Annotated in this window: 17 protein-coding genes; 2 read left to right on the top strand and 15 right to left on the bottom strand. The window is 51.1% G+C overall.

Annotated features, from left to right (window positions below; all coding sequences use genetic code 11):
* Window positions 1–7 precede the first annotated feature (7 nt).
* The 4 genes from KI379_RS02460 to leuB form a co-directional block, all read right to left on the bottom strand.
* On the bottom strand, window positions 8–1,117 hold the full coding sequence (locus KI379_RS02460; protein ID WP_212982684.1) for an ATP-binding protein: 1,110 nt from the start codon (window positions 1,115–1,117) through the stop codon (window positions 8–10).
* 387 nt (window positions 1,118–1,504) lie between these two features.
* The gene (locus tag KI379_RS02455) at window positions 1,505–1,912 is read right to left on the bottom strand and encodes a hypothetical protein (RefSeq protein WP_076173231.1); all 408 of its coding nucleotides are present in this window, start codon (window positions 1,910–1,912) and stop codon (window positions 1,505–1,507) included.
* Window positions 1,913–2,230: 318 nt separating this feature from the next.
* Complete coding sequence (locus tag KI379_RS02450; RefSeq protein ID WP_076173232.1) at window positions 2,231–2,779, bottom strand: peroxiredoxin; 549 nt, start codon at window positions 2,777–2,779, stop codon at window positions 2,231–2,233.
* A gap of 294 nt (window positions 2,780–3,073) precedes the next feature.
* On the bottom strand, window positions 3,074–4,153 hold the full coding sequence (gene leuB, locus KI379_RS02445; RefSeq protein ID WP_076173233.1) for a 3-isopropylmalate dehydrogenase: 1,080 nt from the start codon (window positions 4,151–4,153) through the stop codon (window positions 3,074–3,076).
* A gap of 252 nt (window positions 4,154–4,405) precedes the next feature.
* On the opposite strand from leuB, the gene KI379_RS02440 reads away from it, so the two are divergent.
* Window positions 4,406–5,386: an aldo/keto reductase gene (locus KI379_RS02440; protein ID WP_089545711.1), complete on the top strand. Its 981-nt coding sequence runs from the start codon at window positions 4,406–4,408 to the stop codon at window positions 5,384–5,386.
* 95 nt (window positions 5,387–5,481) lie between these two features.
* Here the strand turns inward: KI379_RS02440 and ilvC are convergent, their stop codons facing one another.
* From ilvC to ilvB, 3 genes are all read right to left on the bottom strand, one after another.
* Window positions 5,482–6,474, bottom strand: coding sequence for a ketol-acid reductoisomerase (ilvC, locus tag KI379_RS02435; protein WP_076173235.1), 993 nt, complete (start codon window positions 6,472–6,474; stop codon window positions 5,482–5,484).
* A gap of 153 nt (window positions 6,475–6,627) precedes the next feature.
* The gene (gene ilvN / locus KI379_RS02430; RefSeq protein WP_076173236.1) at window positions 6,628–7,113 is read right to left on the bottom strand and encodes an acetolactate synthase small subunit; all 486 of its coding nucleotides are present in this window, start codon (window positions 7,111–7,113) and stop codon (window positions 6,628–6,630) included.
* A 2-nt stretch (window positions 7,114–7,115) separates the two neighbouring features.
* Window positions 7,116–8,858: a biosynthetic-type acetolactate synthase large subunit gene (gene ilvB / locus KI379_RS02425; protein ID WP_076173237.1), complete on the bottom strand. Its 1,743-nt coding sequence runs from the start codon at window positions 8,856–8,858 to the stop codon at window positions 7,116–7,118.
* 588 nt (window positions 8,859–9,446) lie between these two features.
* Between ilvB and KI379_RS02420 the strand changes: the two genes are divergently transcribed.
* Window positions 9,447–9,893: a GNAT family N-acetyltransferase gene (locus KI379_RS02420; RefSeq protein WP_076173238.1), complete on the top strand. Its 447-nt coding sequence runs from the start codon at window positions 9,447–9,449 to the stop codon at window positions 9,891–9,893.
* A gap of 54 nt (window positions 9,894–9,947) precedes the next feature.
* On the opposite strand, the gene KI379_RS02415 is transcribed toward KI379_RS02420, so the two are convergent.
* The 8 genes from KI379_RS02415 to infC all read right to left on the bottom strand — a co-directional run bounded on the left by KI379_RS02415 (window position 9,948) and on the right by infC (window position 16,940).
* Window positions 9,948–10,271, bottom strand: a complete 324-nt coding sequence (locus KI379_RS02415; RefSeq protein ID WP_076173239.1) for a hypothetical protein — start codon at window positions 10,269–10,271, stop codon at window positions 9,948–9,950.
* A gap of 244 nt (window positions 10,272–10,515) precedes the next feature.
* Complete coding sequence (locus KI379_RS02410; RefSeq protein WP_076173240.1) at window positions 10,516–11,478, bottom strand: ABC transporter permease; 963 nt, start codon at window positions 11,476–11,478, stop codon at window positions 10,516–10,518.
* A 1-nt stretch (window position 11,479) separates the two neighbouring features.
* Entirely contained in the window at window positions 11,480–12,559 is a 1,080-nt protein-coding gene (locus tag KI379_RS02405) for an ABC transporter permease (RefSeq protein WP_212982683.1), read from the bottom strand.
* On the bottom strand, window positions 12,559–14,094 hold the full coding sequence (locus tag KI379_RS02400) for an ABC transporter ATP-binding protein (RefSeq protein ID WP_089545708.1): 1,536 nt from the start codon (window positions 14,092–14,094) through the stop codon (window positions 12,559–12,561). The genes KI379_RS02405 and KI379_RS02400 overlap by 1 nt, the downstream gene beginning before the upstream one ends.
* 127 nt (window positions 14,095–14,221) lie before the next feature.
* A complete protein-coding gene (locus KI379_RS02395; RefSeq protein ID WP_076173243.1) occupies window positions 14,222–15,259 on the bottom strand; it encodes a BMP family ABC transporter substrate-binding protein in 1,038 nt (345 codons plus the stop codon).
* 574 nt (window positions 15,260–15,833) lie between these two features.
* On the bottom strand, window positions 15,834–16,193 hold the full coding sequence (gene rplT, locus KI379_RS02390; protein ID WP_076173244.1) for a 50S ribosomal protein L20: 360 nt from the start codon (window positions 16,191–16,193) through the stop codon (window positions 15,834–15,836).
* A 30-nt stretch (window positions 16,194–16,223) separates the two neighbouring features.
* Complete coding sequence (gene rpmI, locus KI379_RS02385) at window positions 16,224–16,424, bottom strand: 50S ribosomal protein L35 (protein ID WP_076173245.1); 201 nt, start codon at window positions 16,422–16,424, stop codon at window positions 16,224–16,226.
* Between the two features lie 18 nt (window positions 16,425–16,442).
* The gene (infC, locus tag KI379_RS02380) at window positions 16,443–16,940 is read right to left on the bottom strand and encodes a translation initiation factor IF-3 (protein WP_076173246.1); all 498 of its coding nucleotides are present in this window, start codon (window positions 16,938–16,940) and stop codon (window positions 16,443–16,445) included.
* Window positions 16,941–17,095: the final 155 nt, after the last annotated feature.

The raw sequence follows: 17,095 nt of genomic DNA, 5'->3' as shown, positions 1-17,095 counted from the left end.
TGCCGAATCAGGACATTTCAACGACCGGAAGCGAGATCACAAACTCTGTTCCCTTCCCTACTTTGCTGTCCACAGAAATATATCCCCGGTGATTTTTGATGATCCGGTAACTGACGGACAGACCAAGGCCTGTCCCGCTTTCCTTGGTCGTAAAGAAGGGATCGAATAAATGGCTCAGCGTGATATGATCCATACCCTTTCCGTTATCCGAAATACATATATTCACGTTTTTCTGGTCCTTGCGCGTGCGGATTTCAATCCTCCCGGTATGCTCATGTCCCTGATCAGCAATCGCATCCATTGCGTTTTTAATGATGTTGAGAATGACCTGCTTAATCTGCTTTACATCGACGGAAATATGAAGGGGTGTAGACTCATCGAGCAAAACAACCTCGCAGCCATTCATCAGCGCTTCGCTCTCCGTAAGGAGAACAACTTCCTTTAGCAAAGACGAAACCGGGATGACGGTCGTTTGCGGTGCAGATGGCTTGGACGAATTCAGAAATTCATAAATAATGTCGTTCGCCCGGTCGATCTCGGTCAATATAATGCGAGCATACTCGTCTTTTCCGAGCTTGGTCAAATGAGGTCTCAGCAGCTGAATGAATCCACGGATGGCCGTGAGCGGGTTGCGGATTTCGTGGGCGATCGATGCCGAAATTTTGCCGAGCATCGCCAGCTTGTCGTTTCGGTAGGCGGTTTGTTCGATCTGCTTGAAATCGGATACATCCTTGACACTAAATAAAAAATCACCGTCCATTTGATCGCCATAGGTGACCGTAAGAAGCCACTGGCGTCCGGTTTCATCACTTAGCTCATGGTATCTTTTTCGGTGAAAAATGGTTTCACGGTAAATACGCAATATTTTCTTCTTCTTATACCGGCTTAACTGGGGATGACGCAAAATTTGAAGCAAGGTTAGGCCAGTCAACGACTTACGGGAAATTTCCAACAACCTCGCCATTTGCACATTGATAAATGTCAAAACGCCCTCACTGTCGAAAAGAATTACCCCACTGTCCAAGTGCTCCAAAATGTTCTCGTACTTGTTCTTCACAAGCTGCGTAGATTGAAACGCCTCCAGGGACTGCAACAACGTCTCTTGGATTTCGCTCACACGATGCCCCCCCTTTATAAGGAAATGACGGAATTGGCAAATCGTTAGCAGGCAGATATTCCATCTTTTGGCCAGTAATAAAGATTAGTTTAATCATAGACAAGCTCGCCGGAAAACTCAACAAGAGATACTGTCGAAAAAAGAAAAAATGGTCCCAGCCTGAAAATGATGGCCGTCAATCGGTGTTCTTTCTTAGCCGAAAGTCCCCGCTTATGCTGACGTTTCTACTGTAAAAATAAGGATGTCGCCTCTTGCGAAAGCGAATCTTAAAACAAAAGCATCAGACACAAAAAATTTATTTTTGTACCTGATGCTATGTCATGACCGGGCGCTCAGCCGGGACGATTTCCGCCGATTCGACGGCAGGCCCGGGTATCCGATGAAATTTTATGATTTATGCTGAAGACGCAGCCGGCGCTGGCTCATGACCGCGAGTCTTTTCTTCAGCTCGCTCTGCCATTTCTCGTCTTGAATTTGCTTGGCGACCGTCAACAAATCAAGGGCCATGTCAATCTGGCTCTGAATGATGTCTTTCGGGTCTTCCTTCTCACAGTTGACCACATTTTCAAAAATGGTCTCTTCGTCCTCGATCACATAATCCTGAAAGTCAATTTCTGCCGCCCCGTCACCATGCGCATATTCGGCCAAAATTTCGTATTCATTCTCAACCTTGTAATGAACCTCAACCCGGTGGCACACGGGACAGAACAACAGGGGAACATTATGGACTTGAGTGCGATAATGTTTAAGTGTACCTTTCGTTCCAACCATACTTGCTCCGCAGCAATAACTCATTCCAGTTCACCCTCCTCTGGATTCCACCGTATTTCTTCATAATGTATTCGATTCCAAGCTCGACAATTCCTTTTTTCCAACCCTGACGGGACCCAAGTTTTATCATGTATGCCTGCTCTTTGGTTTTCTATATCGCCCTGTTCAAATCCTGCTAAATAGATCAGTTCATTCTATATTAATGCCAAAACAAGACGTTATGCCGCTCCTAGCCATATTTCAACTTCTCCGAGGCATGCTAAACCCAAAACCACAGTTGATGAAAAACCCCCTTGGCCTGCATCAAGCAAGGCAAAGGGGGCTTGTCCGAATATTTAAAAATTAGTTGGTTACCAGATTTTTGTCGCCTGGTTTCCAGTTCATTGCGCACAATCCGCCGGATTGCAGCGCTTGGAGGACGCGAAGGGTTTCTTCAACGCTGCGGCCGATATCGTTGTGGTTAACCACTTGATATTTCAGCTCGCCTTCAGGGTTGATGATGAACAGACCGCGAAGAGCAACGCCTTCTTCTTCGATGTACACGCCGTAGTCTTTTGCAACGGATCTCGTGATGTCGGAAGCCAGCGGGAAGTTGATTTTTCCAAGACCGTTCGAGTCGCGCGGTGTGTTGATCCAAGCCTTGTGGCTGTGGATGGAGTCCGTGCTCACACCCAGAATTTCAGCGTCAAGCGCTTTGAACTGCTCGTAAGCATCGCTCAGCGCAGTGATTTCCGTAGGGCATACGAAAGTGAAATCGAGTGGATAGAAGAAAAATACGAGCCATTTACCGCGATAGTCAGTCAGGCTTGCTTTACTGAAATCCGTGCCGTCACCTGTTACAGTTTCCATCGTAAATTCAGGAGCCGGTTTACCTACTAAACGTTCTGCCATGTCAAAAATTCCTCCTTTAATATAAAGAACAACTGCTCTGTTCTAGATTAAGTATCGTATTGCATCCCAAGTGGAATCTACATTTCAAATGGTATCATTCGACGAAATCAAAGTCAAGATTATATAGGTTATTTATTTATAATAATTATAAATAAGAAAATATCGTGAACTTTTCAACGAATCTTCAGCAGACGGATGTAAAAAAAAGGGGCCGCCGATCACCCGGCAGCACCCTTTCCAAAAAAATCCCTTCATTTATATAGCGCTAAAACGACCTCAATATCACGTTGAAAATTACTTCTTCATCGCAGCCACGATCAGGTCGCCCATCTCCCGTGTGCCGATCGCCTTGCTCTTATCCACTGCGATGTCGCCTGTGCGATGTCCGGCATTCAGCACGTCAGCCACAGCTGCTTCAATCGCGTCTGCCGCATCGCCGTATCCAAACGTGAGGCGGAACATCAGCGCCAGTGACAGAATCGTGGCGATCGGATTCGCCAGGTTCTGACCCGCGATATCCGGTGCGGAGCCGTGAACCGGCTCATACAAGCCGAACGCGCCTTCTCCCATCGAAGCGGACGACAGCATGCCGATCGACCCGGTCAGCATAGCGGCTTCGTCGCTCAAAATATCGCCAAACATGTTCTCCGTCACGATGACGTCGAAGCTGGCTGGCCGGCGCAGCAGCTGCATGGCGCAGTTGTCGACAAGCACATGCTCCAGCTCCACGTCCGGATAATCCGGAGCGACCCGATTCACCACTTCACGCCACAGGCGGGAAGTTTCGAGCACGTTCGCCTTATCGACGGAAGCGAGCTTCTTGCGGCGCTTCTGGGCGATTTCAAAGGCTTGGCGCACGATCCGTTCCACTTCCGCCACATTGTACACGCAAGTGTCCACCGCTTCTTCGCCATGCTCGCCTTGACGTCTCAGCTTGTCACCGAAGTAAATGCCGCCGGTCAGCTCCCGTACAACCATCAGGTCCGTGCCTTCCAGCACCTCAGGCTTCAGGGTTGAGGCATCCTTCAAGCAGTCGAACACCACGGCCGGACGCAGGTTGGAGAACAATCCGAGCGCCTTGCGGATACCGAGCAGGCCGGTCTCCGGACGGAGTTCCTTCGGATTGTTGTCCCATTTCGGTCCGCCTACCGCGCCAAGCAGCACCGCGTCTGCATTTTTACATACCGCCAGCGTCTCTTCCGGAAGCGGGGTTCCCTTCTCGTCGATTGCGATTCCCCCGAACAGCGCATGCTCCGTTTCAAACGAATAGCCGAACAGCTCCTCCGTGCGCTTGAGCACTTTCTCCGCTTCTGCGACAACCTCCGGCCCGATGCCGTCCCCTGCGATTACTGCAATCTTTTTAACCTCTGCCATAATATCAGTCACTCCTTCAGGTACCTCGTTTTCACTGTCCTAATTCTCTATATACTGTTGTAACACATGAAGGAGAGCATTGACCAAGATATAGAATCTATGACCTTAATAGTATTTTCCTATAAGCTGACCGAATGGATTAAATTATTCTATACCTGCCTTAACAAGGCACATTTCTTTTCCTGATTAATCCGGGTACAATGATATTGTTTGGACTTATACTCTTCAATCGCAAAGGAGTTGAACGGATTCATGCAGTATACGTATTTGGGAAAATCCGGTTTAAAAGTGAGCCGCTTGTGCCTGGGAACGATGAACTTCGGACCGGCGACGGACGAGAAGGAAGCGTTCCGCATCATGGACGCGGCGCTTGACGCCGGCGTTCAATTTTTTGATACCGCTAACATTTACGGCTGGGGCGAAAATTCCGGCTTGACCGAAACCATAATCGGCCGCTGGTTCGCCCAGGGCGGCGGCCGCCGCGAAAAGGTGGTCCTCGCCACCAAGGTTCATGGCGACATGAGCGACCCGGCGGACGGTCCGAACGGGGCGCGGGGCCTGTCCGCGTACAAAATCCGCAGACACCTGGAAGGTTCGCTCCGGCGCCTGCAGACCGACCATATCGAGCTCTACCAAATGCACCATGTCGACCCGAACGTCACTTGGGACGAGCTGTGGGGCGCTTTTGAAATCGCGGCGAACCAGGGCAAAATCGGCTACGTCGGCTCCAGCAACTTTGCTGCCTGGCAGCTGGCCATCGCCCAAAGCGAAGCGAAGAACCGCCATTTCCTCGGCCTGGTGTCCGAGCAGCATAAATACAGCCTGAACTGCCGCCTTCCGGAGCTGGAAGTGCTGCCGGCTGCGCAAAGCCTCGGCCTCGGCGTGATCCCGTGGAGCCCGCTCGACGGCGGATTGCTCGGACGCAACGCGCTGAAGAAGCTGGAAGGCACGCGCAGCGGCGGAAGCGCGGAGCGCATCGAGAAGCATCGCGCCAAGCTCGAGGCGTTTGCCGAACTGTGCAATGAGCTCGGCGAGCCGCAGGATAACGTCGCGCTTGCCTGGCTGCTGAGCAATCCGGCGGTGACGGCGCCGATTATCGGGCCGCGTACACTGGAGCAGTTCGAAAGCTCCCTCGGCGCGCTCGAAATCAAGCTGGATGAAGCCGTGCTGAAGCGGCTGGACGAAATCTTCCCGGGACCGGGCGGCGCCGCTCCCGAGGCGTATGCCTGGTAAGCGGGCATAACGGCCGCTGCTCCCGAAATACAAAAGGCGGATCCCCTCTATATCCGGGGATCCGCCTTTTTTTATTGATGGATGAGTGCCGTATGTTATTTCTTGATCCAATGCATCATTTCGCGCAGCTGACCGCCGACAACTTCGATCGGATGGTTAGCTTCGTTACGGCGCGTTGCATTCAGGAATGCACGGTTGGATTGGTTCTCAAGGATAAAGTCGCGGGCGAATTTACCTTGTTGGATGTCGGACAGCACTTCCTTCATCGCTTTCTTCGTTTCTTCCGTTACGATGCGAGGTCCAGTTACATAGTCACCGTACTCAGCCGTATTGGAGATGGAGTCACGCATGTTAGCCATGCCTCCTTCATAGATCAGGTCAACGATCAGCTTCATTTCGTGGAGGCACTCGAAGTAAGCCATTTCTGGAGCGTATCCAGCTTCAACCAGCGTTTCGAATCCGGCTTTGATCAGCGCAGTTACGCCGCCGCAAAGTACGGCTTGCTCACCGAACAAATCGGTTTCGGTTTCTTCGCGGAAGGAAGTTTCGATAACCCCTGCGCGGGTACAGCCGATACCTTTTGCATAGGCCAGTCCGATTTGCTTTGCATTGCCAGTAGCGTCCTGCTCGATGGCGATCAGGCCAGGAACCCCGAAGCCTTCGACATACGTACGGCGAACCATGTGACCTGGGGATTTTGGAGCAACCAGGAGCACGTCGGAATCTTTAGGAGCGACGATTTGTCCAAAATGAACGTTGAAGCCGTGGGAGAACATGAGCGCAGCGCCTTTTTTCAGGTTAGGCTCGATTTCGTTTTTGTACACGGATGCTTGAGTTTCGTCCGGCATCAGGATTTGTACTACGTCCGCTTGGCTTGTTGCTTCGGCAACGGACAGAACTTCAAAACCGTCGTTTTTAGCTTTATCGAAAGATTTGCCTTCGCGAAGGCCGATAACGACCTTGACACCGCTGTCACGCAGGTTTTGCGCCTGTGCGTGGCCTTGGCTTCCGTATCCGATAACGGCAACGGTTTTTCCTTTTAAAGCGCTGAGTTCTGCGTCTTGCTCGTAATAAGTTGTAACTGGCATGTGAATAAATCCTCCTTTGTTTTTAAAAAGAACCCTTCATAAAGAGCGGGTGTTTCAAAGGACCCTGCACCCGGTTTGTCCCGCTTTCGGGATACGATCCTCTCAAACCCCCGCTCTTTAGCGGGAATTTAATGAATATGTTGTTGTGTATGATTATGCATTTCCGCGAATCATGGCGGTGACTCCGGTGCGAGACAGCTCCCGGATTCCGTACGGCTTCAAGAGCTCGATCATGGCGTCGATTTTCGAGGAATCCCCGACAACCTGAACCATAATGCTGCCGCTTCCGATGTCGACGACCGAAGCGCGGAACGTTTCCACGACGCCGAGGATTTCCGGACGTTCCGCCGGCTCCGCGCTGACTTTGATCAGCGCCAGCTCCCGCGCTACCATTGGCTTGGAGCTAAGGTTGATCACCTTGATGACATCGATCAATTTGTACAGCTGCTTCTCGATTTGCTCCAGCGTCATGTCGTCACCGATCGTGACGATGACCATGCGGGAGAGCCCCGCTTCTTCCGACTGCCCGACCGTAATGCTCTCAATGTTGAACCCGCGGCGTCCAAACAGTCCGGATACCCGCTGCAGCACGCCCGGCTGGTCATTCACTAGAACGGCAATGGTATGTCTCATGCTCATAATTATGCATCCCCCATCAACATTTGATCAATGGTCGAGCCTTGAGTTACCATCGGATACACGTTCTCACCCTTGCTGACCACAAATTCCACAACGACAGGTCCCGGTGTTTCGAGCGCTTCTTTCCAGGCCGTTCTGGCCTCTTCCTTGTTCGTCGCCCGAAGTCCCTTCACTCCGTAAGCCTCGGCCAGTTTGACGAAATCCGGGCTTCCTTCCAGGTCGATATGGCTGTAACGGTTATCGTAAATCAGTTCCTGCCACTGACGAACCATACCGAGCACCTGGTTGTTGATGATGACAACCTTCACCGGTATGTTATTGATGGCACAGATGGCAAGCTCCTGAGAGCACATCTGCATGCCGCCGTCACCATTCACCGAAATGACAAGCCTTTCCGGATTGGCCATTTGGGCACCGATGGCGGACGGAAGTCCAAATCCCATCGTTCCGAGGCCGCCTGAGGTTACCCAAGAGCGCGGCTGATTGAACTTATAGTACTGTGCAGCCCACATTTGATGCTGCCCTACGTCGGTCGTGACGATCGCTTCGCCCTTCGTCGTATCGTTCAGCAGCTCGATAACCCATTGCGGCTTGAGCTCTGTATCCGAATCGGCGTAGCGGAGCGGATGCTCCAGCTTCCACTGCTGAACCCGGGTTCTCCAGGCTTCAGCCTTGCCGGCCCGCTTCACATCGTTGTTCAGCATTTCCAGCACCGTCTTGCAGTCGCCTACGATCGGAATGTCTGTCGGCACGTTTTTGCCGATTTCCGCCGGATCGATGTCGATGTGCACGATTTTCGCTTTTGGGGCAAATCCGTTCAGTTTGCCTGTTACCCGGTCATCGAACCGTGCGCCGATGTTGATCAGCAGATCCGACTCCTGAATCGCCATGTTGGAGGCGTAAGTTCCGTGCATCCCCGGCATGCCCGTCCAGAGCTCGTGCCCGCTCGGGAATGCGCCCAGACCGAGAAGCGTGGTCGTGATCGGAATTTCGGTCCGCTTCACGAATTCGTACAGCGCTTCATGTCCGCCGGAGTAGATCACGCCGCCGCCGGCAATGATCATCGGCCGCTCGCTCTCCTCGATCGCTGCAACCAGCTTGTCGAGCTGAAGCTTGTTAGGCACCAGGCGCGGATTGTATCCGCGAAGGTTAATGCTGTTTCCCGGTTCGAACAGCGTAAGTGCCGCTGATACGTCCTTCGGAATGTCGATCAGCACCGGACCTTTGCGACCTGTCGAAGCGATGTGGAATGCTTCGTGAATAATTCTCGGCAGATCTTTGACATCTCTGACGAGATAGCTGTGCTTCGTAATCGGCATCGTGATGCCGGTAATGTCGGCCTCCTGAAAAGCATCCGTTCCGATCAGGCTCGTTGCGACGTTACCCGTGATAACAACCAGAGGGACGGAATCCATATAAGCGGTGGCAATTCCTGTGACCAGGTTGGTCGCCCCCGGTCCCGATGTTGCTATACACACGCCGACTTTGCCGCTTGCCCTTGCGTAACCGTCTGCCGCATGGATTGCTCCCTGCTCGTGACGAGTCAGCACATGTTTGAAATCCTTAAATCCATACATCGCATCGTAAATGTAAAGCACTGCCCCGCCCGGATACCCGAAAACACACTCGACACCTTCCAGCAGAAGGCTGCGAAGCAGTATTTCCGAGCCGGAAATGACTTCCGGCTTCATCCATTTCTCACGTAATTGTTCTGTAGACCGCACTTCAGGAATTTGCGCGCTCATCAGTCATCCTCCTCTCAAGAATACGTTCATTTTTTTGTGATGGTAAACAAAAAAACCTTCCATCCCTCATCACACAATGCTCTTGTGTGAGGGACGAAAGGTTGTTCTTCCGTGGTACCACCCATATTTGCTCTGCACTTCACAGTGCACAGCCTCAGCAGGTATAGAAAATCAGGAACGGTGCCTCATCATCGATGGCTCATCCGTTTCCATACCTTGAGTCCGTAACGTGGACCTGACGATTCTCCCTAATAGGCTTTAGCGCTTTTCAGGAGAACAGCTCCGAGGTGAGCTCGTATAAAAGGGATTTTGGCGGAGGTTGCAGCAGATCCTCTCACTCTCTGTTCAAAAGAGCCCTTTAAACTTCGTCCTCTTCATTGCCGATGACTGTATACTCGATAAAATGTTTAGACACATTATATGACCCATCGATTCTATAGTCAATACCCAGATTCGGATAAAAAAATACATGTCCGCTTTTGTCCTCCATTTTCCCGGGAACTTTCGGCACACCGCCCACCCCTATTTTCATATGATGACGTATGTCGCTCATGGATGAATTGGGCAGCAGAACGGAGGACAGACTCTATGATTAGATACCGCAGACCCAAGCAGGACGATGCTGTCATCATGCATTTAATCGAGACCCAGCTTGTCCCGCTGTCCCATATGACCAAAAGCCAGCTGGAGCAGGTGCGTAAGGATCTTCCCGGACGTATGAACCGCGGCGTGACGCTCATCGCTTCCCCTTACTACGAAGGGGATCCGGTCGGATTTGTCCACTTTATGCTTCACGGCGATCTGCTCTATATCGATATGTTGGCCGTCGCACCCGAATCACAACGCAAAAGATGGGGAAACCTCTTGATGGCCCATGCGGAAAGATTTGCGTTGTCACGCGGGTGCAAACGGTCGAAAGTCATGGTTGATTCCGGGAATGCGAATGGGATGACATTCTACCAAAAGTTAGGATATTTCAATATCAAGTACCACGCCAAAAACCAGTGCTACGAATTGGAAAAGCGGCTTTCCTAGCCGTGCCGAGAACCTCCTGCACTCCCTCTAACAAGTGAGCCGGTAATTAATAGATTACCAGAATCCGCCGCCATAAGGATAAGCTCCCGGATATCCGACGGGGCCGTATCCAGGGCCGTAGCCGCCGTAAGGTACTCCGCCGTATCCCCCGTAAGGGCCGTAGGCGTATGGAGCCGTTCCGATCGCCAGCAGGTCAAACAAGACGAGCGGAATGATTGCTTTGGTGTGAACCTTTTTCCCTTTATCCCGCTGCAGAATCAGGCGGTTGCCCGAGATGCGCAGCAATTTTCCGGTCACCAGGCTTCCGTCCTTTTTGGCAGCTACAATATGTTTACCAACAAACTTCTGGGCGTGTTTGCGAGTCACAGACTGTTGCATGTAATCCCTCCTCCAATGGTCTTCACACCAATCTATTCGAATGCCCCGCACGGCGCTTGTTCCATAGCCCGGTTCCACGGAAGATGGGTGAAGCAGGCATCACGGGCGCCAGCATCGGTAGCATATACACCTGTCCGGAAAAATCCGCTGCTGTTTCAATGTCATGCCGTCCTGCCTTGCTGGATGCTAATCAAAAAAGCTGCACTCCAGTTGAATGGAATGCAGCCTTTTTGCGGTTCGATTATTATCTTTTACCCGGATCGTATGGTTCCCCCAGCGCAGCCGGCGCAGACGAGCGTCCCACGGCCGCCACAAGAACGATAACGGTGAGTACGTACGGAAGCATGTAAATAAATTCCTGCGGAATGTCATGCGCCCAATCGAAGAGCTGGAAGTAGTTCCCGATCGCCTGGGAGAAGCCGAAAAATACAGCTGCCCCGAACGCACCGAGTGGATTCCATTTCCCGAAAATCATCGCAGCGATCGCGATAAAACCTTGGCCTGAAATCGTATTATGCGAAAACGTGCTCGTCGTCGTGAGCGTAACCGTGGCTCCGCCAAGCGCAGCCAATGCACCGCTGATCATGACCCCGATATACCGCATCCGGCGCACTTTGACGCCGACCGTATCGGCGGCGCTTGGATGCTCTCCGACCGCGCGCAGACGAAGGCCAAAGGAGGTTTTGTACAGGATATACGAAGCGACGATAACGACAATAATAGCCAGATATGTTGTCGGGTAATTGCTGAATATGCCTTCCCCGATAATCGGAATTTTGGAAAGGAGAGGAATCTTCCACTTTTGGAGACTCTCCATCAGCAGTGGAGTTTCTCCCGCACCTTCAAACATCAGCTTGACCATATACAGCGTGCTTCCTGTTGCCAGGAAGTTGATCACGACGCCGCTGATCACCTGATCCGCCTTAAAGGTGATCGAGGCGACGGCATGAATCAGCGAAGCGACTAGCCCGATCACGATCGCAGCGAGCATGCCGATATAAGGGGAAGCCGCCCCCATGCCTGCATCTTCCGCGTAATAGGATGCGACGCCGGCCGCAAACGCACCGAAGGTCATCAAGCCCTCAATCCCGATGTTTGTTACTCCGGAGCGTTCAGAGAAGATGCCGCCCATGGCAGCAAAGATAAGCGCTGTCGAAAAAACGAGCGTCGTATTCAGCAGCTGGCCAATTGTTGTGATCCAATCCATTTTACAACACCTTCTCTTTCTTGCGCTTCAGATAGAAGGGCTTCAGAACCCAGCGCACAATGCCTTGTGCAGCAATAAAGAATATGATGGATCCGATAACGATCCGGATGATTTCCGGCGGCACTTCCGCGCCAAAGCTCATACCCGCGGAGCCGTAAGTCAGCGTACCGAACAAGGCGGCGGACAGCAGAATGCCGAACGGATGGTTCATGCCGATCAGCGCCACCGCGATTCCATCAAAGCCGACGCCCGGAGACCCCGTGAAGATCGCCTGGTAATGGAATACGCCAAGCACCTGAAAGGCACCACCCAATCCGGCGAAAATACCGCTGATGAACATGGCTTTCACGATGTTGCTCTTTACGTTCATTCCCGCATATTTCGCGGCATCCCCGTTATGTCCTACGGCCCGTAGCTCATACCCCTGCTTGCTCTTCCACATGAACACATAGAAAAACACAGCTGCTAGAATCGCAATGACGGTTCCCCAGTGCATACGAGCATCGCTGAACATGTCGGACAACCAGCCGATCGAAATCGACGCTGTATCCTGGATGTCCTCAGAGCGCTGCTGGCCCTTGAGAAGCAGGAAGTTTCTCACGATATAGTTACTCAAATACAGGCCGGTCCAGTTCAGCATGATCGAAATAATAACTTCGTTTACGCCCCGCTTAGCTTTGAGATAGCCGGTAATGCCCGCCCAGATCCCTCCGGCCAATCCGCCGGCGATGATCGCGACGATGGCATGCAGAACGATCGGCAGCCCGGTCAGCTTGATCCCGACCGCTGTCGCGGCCGTCATGCCGACGATGTACTGACCTTCCGCCCCGATGTTGAACAGGCCTGCCCGAAACGCAAAGGCGACGGCAAGACCGGTCATGATCAGGGGTGTAATTTCACGGATCGTTTCCCCGAAATCGTACAGGTTTCCAAATACGGTGCTGAACAGGGAACTGTACGCCAGAATCGGATCGTACCCCCCGATCAGCATAATGATGGCCCCTACGATGAGTCCAAGCACGATCGATACGAGAGGCGTCAACAGGCTGTTGACGGTAAAAATTTTAAATAATTTATTCATTAGGCCTTACCTCCCGCAACCTTGCTGCCCGCCATCATCAGACCCAGCTCCTGGTCATTCGTGTCCTCCGGCCGCACTTCGCCGACGATCTGTCCTTCGTAAATGACCGCAATCCGGTCGGACACGTTAATGATCTCGTCGAGCTCAAAGGAGATCAGCAGCACGGCTTTCCCCTTGTCCCGCTGCGCAACAAGCTGCTTCTGCACAAACTCGATCGCACCGACGTCAAGTCCCCGCGTCGGCTGCGCCGCGATGAGCAGATCCGGATCTTTATCTATTTCCCGGGCTATAATCGCCTTTTGCTGATTACCGCCGGATAAAGCACGAGCCTTCGTCTCAATGCTCGGCGTTCTGACGTCAAATTGCTCGATCAGGCGTTTCGCCTGGTCGTCAATGGCGCTTTTGTTTAGGAAGCCGCCTTTGTTGTAAGGGGCTTTATAATACGTTTCCAGCACCATATTTTCACTCATGGAAAAATCAAGGACAAGCCCGTGTTTATGGCGGTCCTCCGGAATATGCGACACTCCGCTTTCCGAAATGAAACGTGGTGGTTTGTTGGTAATATCCTTGCCGTTGATTTCGATCAGTCCGCTGTCGACCTTGCTCAGGCCCGTCAGCGCTTCGATCAGCTCGCTCTGCCCGTTCCCGTCAACGCCGGCGATGCCGAGAATTTCCCCTGCACGCACCTGGAGATCAAGCCCGTTCAGAACGGGGATTCCCTCTTTGTTTTTGGACACCAGATTTTTCACATTAAGCACGGTTTGCTTCGGTACGGACGGCTGCTTGTCCACCTTAAAGGAGACGCTGCGGCCCACCATTTTCTCGGCAAGCTCGTTCGGATTCGTCAGGGACGTCTTCAAGGTGTCGATGACTTTCCCCCGTCGAATAATCGTCACCGTGTCGGAAATTTGCATAATTTCCTTGAGCTTGTGCGTAATTAAAATAATCGATTTACCTTCGGCAACCAGCCGCTTCATAATTCCCATAAGTTCGCCGATCTCCTGCGGTGTAAGCACGGCTGTAGGCTCGTCGAAAATAAGAATGTCAGCACCGCGATAAAGCGTCTTCAAGATCTCGACGCGCTGCTGCATCCCGACGGATATGTCGTGAATCTTAGCATGCGGATTAACCCTCAAACCATACTGGTCGGACAGGGCCTTGATCTTGGCAACCGATGCTCTGTAGTTCAGATGGACCCCGGCAATTTTGGGCTCCATCCCCAGAACGATATTTTCGGTTACCGTAAACGGCTGAACCAATTTAAAATGCTGATGCACCATGCCGATGCCCAGCTCGATCGCTTTATTAGGACTGTCAATGATGACGGGTTTGCCGTTCACTTCGATACTGCCCTCATCAGGCTGGTACAAGCCAAACACGATATTCATCAAGGTCGACTTCCCCGCACCGTTCTCACCGAGCAGTGCATGAATTTCGCCCTTGTGCAGCTTCAAGCTGATCGAGTCGTTGGCAACGATGCCGGGAAAGCGTTTGGTAATTTGCTTCAACTCAACGACAGGGGTCGCTGCATCCATGAGATCACCCTTATCACATATTTTGCGGCCTCTGTTTGGGCCATAACGTAAGACAAGGCTAGTCATAATAACCAGCCTTGCCGTTTGGTACACATGAATTATATCCGTTCAAATTATCGTTATGGAATTATTCTTCAGGAACTTTGATCTCGCCGTCGATGATTTTTTGCTTGAACTCATCCACTTTTTTCAGGACATCTGCAGGAACGTTTTTGCTCGAAGTATCGGCCAGACCTACGCCGTTTTCTTTCAGGCCGAGTGTCTCATGACCGCCTTTGAACGTGCCGTCGATGACTTCTCTTGTTACTTTGTCTACAGCTGTCGTTACACCTTTAACCATAGATGTCAGCGTTACTTCGTCGCCAAATTCCAGGGATTGGTCTTTGTCTACACCGATAACCCATACTTTTTGGCCTGCTTTGTTGCGGGCAATGGCTTCGTTAAACACGCCTGTACCTGTTGCACCGGAAGCATGGAAAATAATATCCACGCCGTCGTTGTACATAGTGGCTGCAGCTGCTTTACCTTGGTCAGGCTTGTCAAATGCGCCGGTGTAGTTGATGATCACTTTCGCATCCGGATTGGCTGCGGCAACGCCAGCTTTAAAGCCGGCTTCAAAGCGTTTGATAACCGGAATTTCGGAACCGCCGACAAAACCGATTTTGTTCGTTTTTGTCATGGAGCCTGCTACTACACCAACGAGGAATGCCCCTTCGTTCTCCGCAAACGTAACGGAATGAACGTTAGGCGCATCGACTTCAGCATCGATAATCGCCATTTTGGCATCCGGGTTTTGATCGGCTACCGTTTTCATATCAACGCCAAGGTCAAAACCGATCCCCCAAGTGAGGTCGTATTTGCCTTTGACATATTTGTTCAGGTTCGGAACATAATCTTCTTTGGACTTACTTTGCAGATACTGGGCTTCGATCCCTTTGTCCTTCTTCAATGCTTCCAATGCTTCCCAAGCGGATTGGTTAAAGGATTTGTCGTTAACCCCGCCCACGTCAGTCACGAGACCGACCTTCACGCTAGATTTTGCTGCGCCGCCTTCTTCGCTGCCGCCGGACGAGCTGCTCGTATCTTCGTTCTTTTTACCGCAGCCGGCCAGTACAACTGAAAATGCAAGCAGCATAATCAGCGACAATTTGAACATTTTCTTCATTAACTTATAGTCCCCCTAGAATGAATTATATCCTTTCACCTGTCTTCGCCCTTCAGCAATTGATCTATGGTCAATTAATTGCTTGTGAAGGCTTGTTCAAATGTCGGACATTCCACAGAACAGATTATACATTTTACCTACGCCAAAATCCAGCAAATTTACGTCAGAAAATAAAACTTTTTTAGTGAAAAATCAAGGGAAAACGCTTTATTTTGCCATAAATCACACAGCCTGTTATTTCCATGGAAGAGTAGCTGTCTATAAGCTCACCTGATGTCGATTCTCGAATGAAAAGATGCGTGAAATTAACATTCATACCCATTCATGAGTGGGGCACCCGGTACCTGCGACTCTAGGTTCTGATTTATGTTAGCTAGCGGGGCTTTTTCTTGTTGGGGATATAATTCTTATATCTAGAGAAACACGTCTATCGGTGTACGTTCTATGAAGCCAGACCGCTTTTAGCGGAGGTCTTTCTTGCGATATAAGGTAGTTTAGTTCTCTGATGTACTTTCTTTCTTATATCTTAAAAAAACCGCCGGTTAGGGCGGTTTTAATATGCATTACAAGTATATTACGCGTTGACTTTCTCTTTGGCAACCGATGCGATCGAGTTGAACGCGTTGATGTCGTTTACGGCCAGGTCAGCCAGCATTTTGCGGTTGATGTCCACGCCAGCCAGTTTCAGACCATGCATCAGCTTGTTGTAAGACAGTCCGTTCATGCGGGCTGCAGCGTTGATACGCACGATCCACAATTTGCGGAAGTTCCGTTTCGTCTGACGACGGTCGCGGTATGCGTACACGAGGGATTTCATAACCTGCTCGTTAGCTGTTTTAAAAATGCGGTGTTTGGAACCGAAATAACCTTTTGCAAGTTTCAATACTTTTTTATGTCTACGACGAACGACGAATCCGCCTTTTACTCTTGCCATAATATAAACCTCCCAAAAATGTGTGATTAACTATTTCAAGTTCGCCAAGCCTTGTTTCAAGCGTCTTACGTCCCCCGGCGCCATTTCTGGGTTGCCTGCCAATACGCGTTTAGCGCGCTTGGACTTGTGGGAAAGCAAATGGTTTCTGTAAGCTTTGTAGCGAGTCACTTTACCGGAACCGGTAACTTTGAAGCGGCCTTTAAGGCTGCTGTGTGTTTTCATTTTAGGCATTGTACTTCCTCCTCAGGATCATTGGGCTTTTGGAGCCAAAATCATAATCATGCTGCGTCCTTCCAGCTTCGGCTGACGCTCAACGCTGGAGTGCTCGGCAACTTCTTCCCTTACACGCTCCAGAATCTTCTGGCCGATGCTCGCATGCGCGATTTCGCGTCCGCGGAAACGAACGGAGCATTTGACCTTGTCGCCTTCCTTCAGGAACTTGACGACATTGCGGAGCTTAGTCTGGTAGTCGTGCTCATCAATGTTTGCTCGGAACCATACTTCTTTAATATCAACGATTTTCTGATTCTTCCGGGCTTCCTTCTCTTTCTTCTGCTGCTCATAGCGGAACTTGCCGTAATCCATGATGCGGCACACCGGCGGCTTCGCCTGCGGCGCCACGTTCACCAAATCCAGATTCAAATCCGCTGCCATCTGCAGAGCCTCACGAAGGGGCTTGATGCCAATCTGTTCGCCTTCAGCGCCTACCAAGCGAACTTCCTTCGCCCGGATCTCCTCATTGATCATATGTTCCTTACTGATAACCGTCCACCTCCAGATCTAATAGGTATTTCTGTGTGCAGAAGCAAAATAAAAAGGGATGCGGGTATCATCACCCAGCATCCCTATGATCAACTCTTCATGAAATATCGCATTCACAAATCATTGGATCAGTAACCCGC

The sequence above is a fragment of the Paenibacillus cineris genome, assembly GCF_018333335.1.
Lineage (GTDB): Bacteria > Bacillota > Bacilli > Paenibacillales > Paenibacillaceae > Paenibacillus_AQ > Paenibacillus_AQ favisporus.
Note: the sequence above shows the minus strand (reverse complement) of the source record. Positions and strands in the feature narration are given on the sequence as shown.

Bases quoted from the DNA above. Each gene is read 5' to 3' on its own strand.
- ilvB (WP_076173237.1), bottom strand. From the start codon at position 8,858: ATGAGCGCGCAAATTCCTGAAGTGCGGTCTACAGAACAATTACGTGAG.
- infC (WP_076173246.1), bottom strand. From the start codon at position 16,940: ATGATCAATGAGGAGATCCGGGCGAAGGAAGTTCGCTTGGTAGGCGCT.
- ilvC (WP_076173235.1), bottom strand. From the start codon at position 6,474: ATGCCAGTTACAACTTATTACGAGCAAGACGCAGAACTCAGCGCTTTA.
- rpmI (WP_076173245.1), bottom strand. From the start codon at position 16,424: ATGCCTAAAATGAAAACACACAGCAGCCTTAAAGGCCGCTTCAAAGTT.
- KI379_RS02415 (WP_076173239.1), bottom strand. From the start codon at position 10,271: ATGCAACAGTCTGTGACTCGCAAACACGCCCAGAAGTTTGTTGGTAAA.
- KI379_RS02420 (WP_076173238.1), top strand. From the start codon at position 9,447: ATGATTAGATACCGCAGACCCAAGCAGGACGATGCTGTCATCATGCAT.
- KI379_RS02395 (WP_076173243.1), bottom strand. From the start codon at position 15,259: ATGAAGAAAATGTTCAAATTGTCGCTGATTATGCTGCTTGCATTTTCA.
- KI379_RS02440 (WP_089545711.1), top strand. From the start codon at position 4,406: ATGCAGTATACGTATTTGGGAAAATCCGGTTTAAAAGTGAGCCGCTTG.
- KI379_RS02405 (WP_212982683.1), bottom strand. From the start codon at position 12,559: ATGAATAAATTATTTAAAATTTTTACCGTCAACAGCCTGTTGACGCCT.
- rplT (WP_076173244.1), bottom strand. From the start codon at position 16,193: ATGGCAAGAGTAAAAGGCGGATTCGTCGTTCGTCGTAGACATAAAAAA.
- KI379_RS02400 (WP_089545708.1), bottom strand. From the start codon at position 14,094: ATGGATGCAGCGACCCCTGTCGTTGAGTTGAAGCAAATTACCAAACGC.
- KI379_RS02450 (WP_076173232.1), bottom strand. From the start codon at position 2,779: ATGGCAGAACGTTTAGTAGGTAAACCGGCTCCTGAATTTACGATGGAA.
- leuB (WP_076173233.1), bottom strand. From the start codon at position 4,153: ATGGCAGAGGTTAAAAAGATTGCAGTAATCGCAGGGGACGGCATCGGG.
- KI379_RS02410 (WP_076173240.1), bottom strand. From the start codon at position 11,478: ATGGATTGGATCACAACAATTGGCCAGCTGCTGAATACGACGCTCGTT.
- ilvN (WP_076173236.1), bottom strand. From the start codon at position 7,113: ATGAGCATGAGACATACCATTGCCGTTCTAGTGAATGACCAGCCGGGC.
- KI379_RS02455 (WP_076173231.1), bottom strand. From the start codon at position 1,912: ATGAGTTATTGCTGCGGAGCAAGTATGGTTGGAACGAAAGGTACACTT.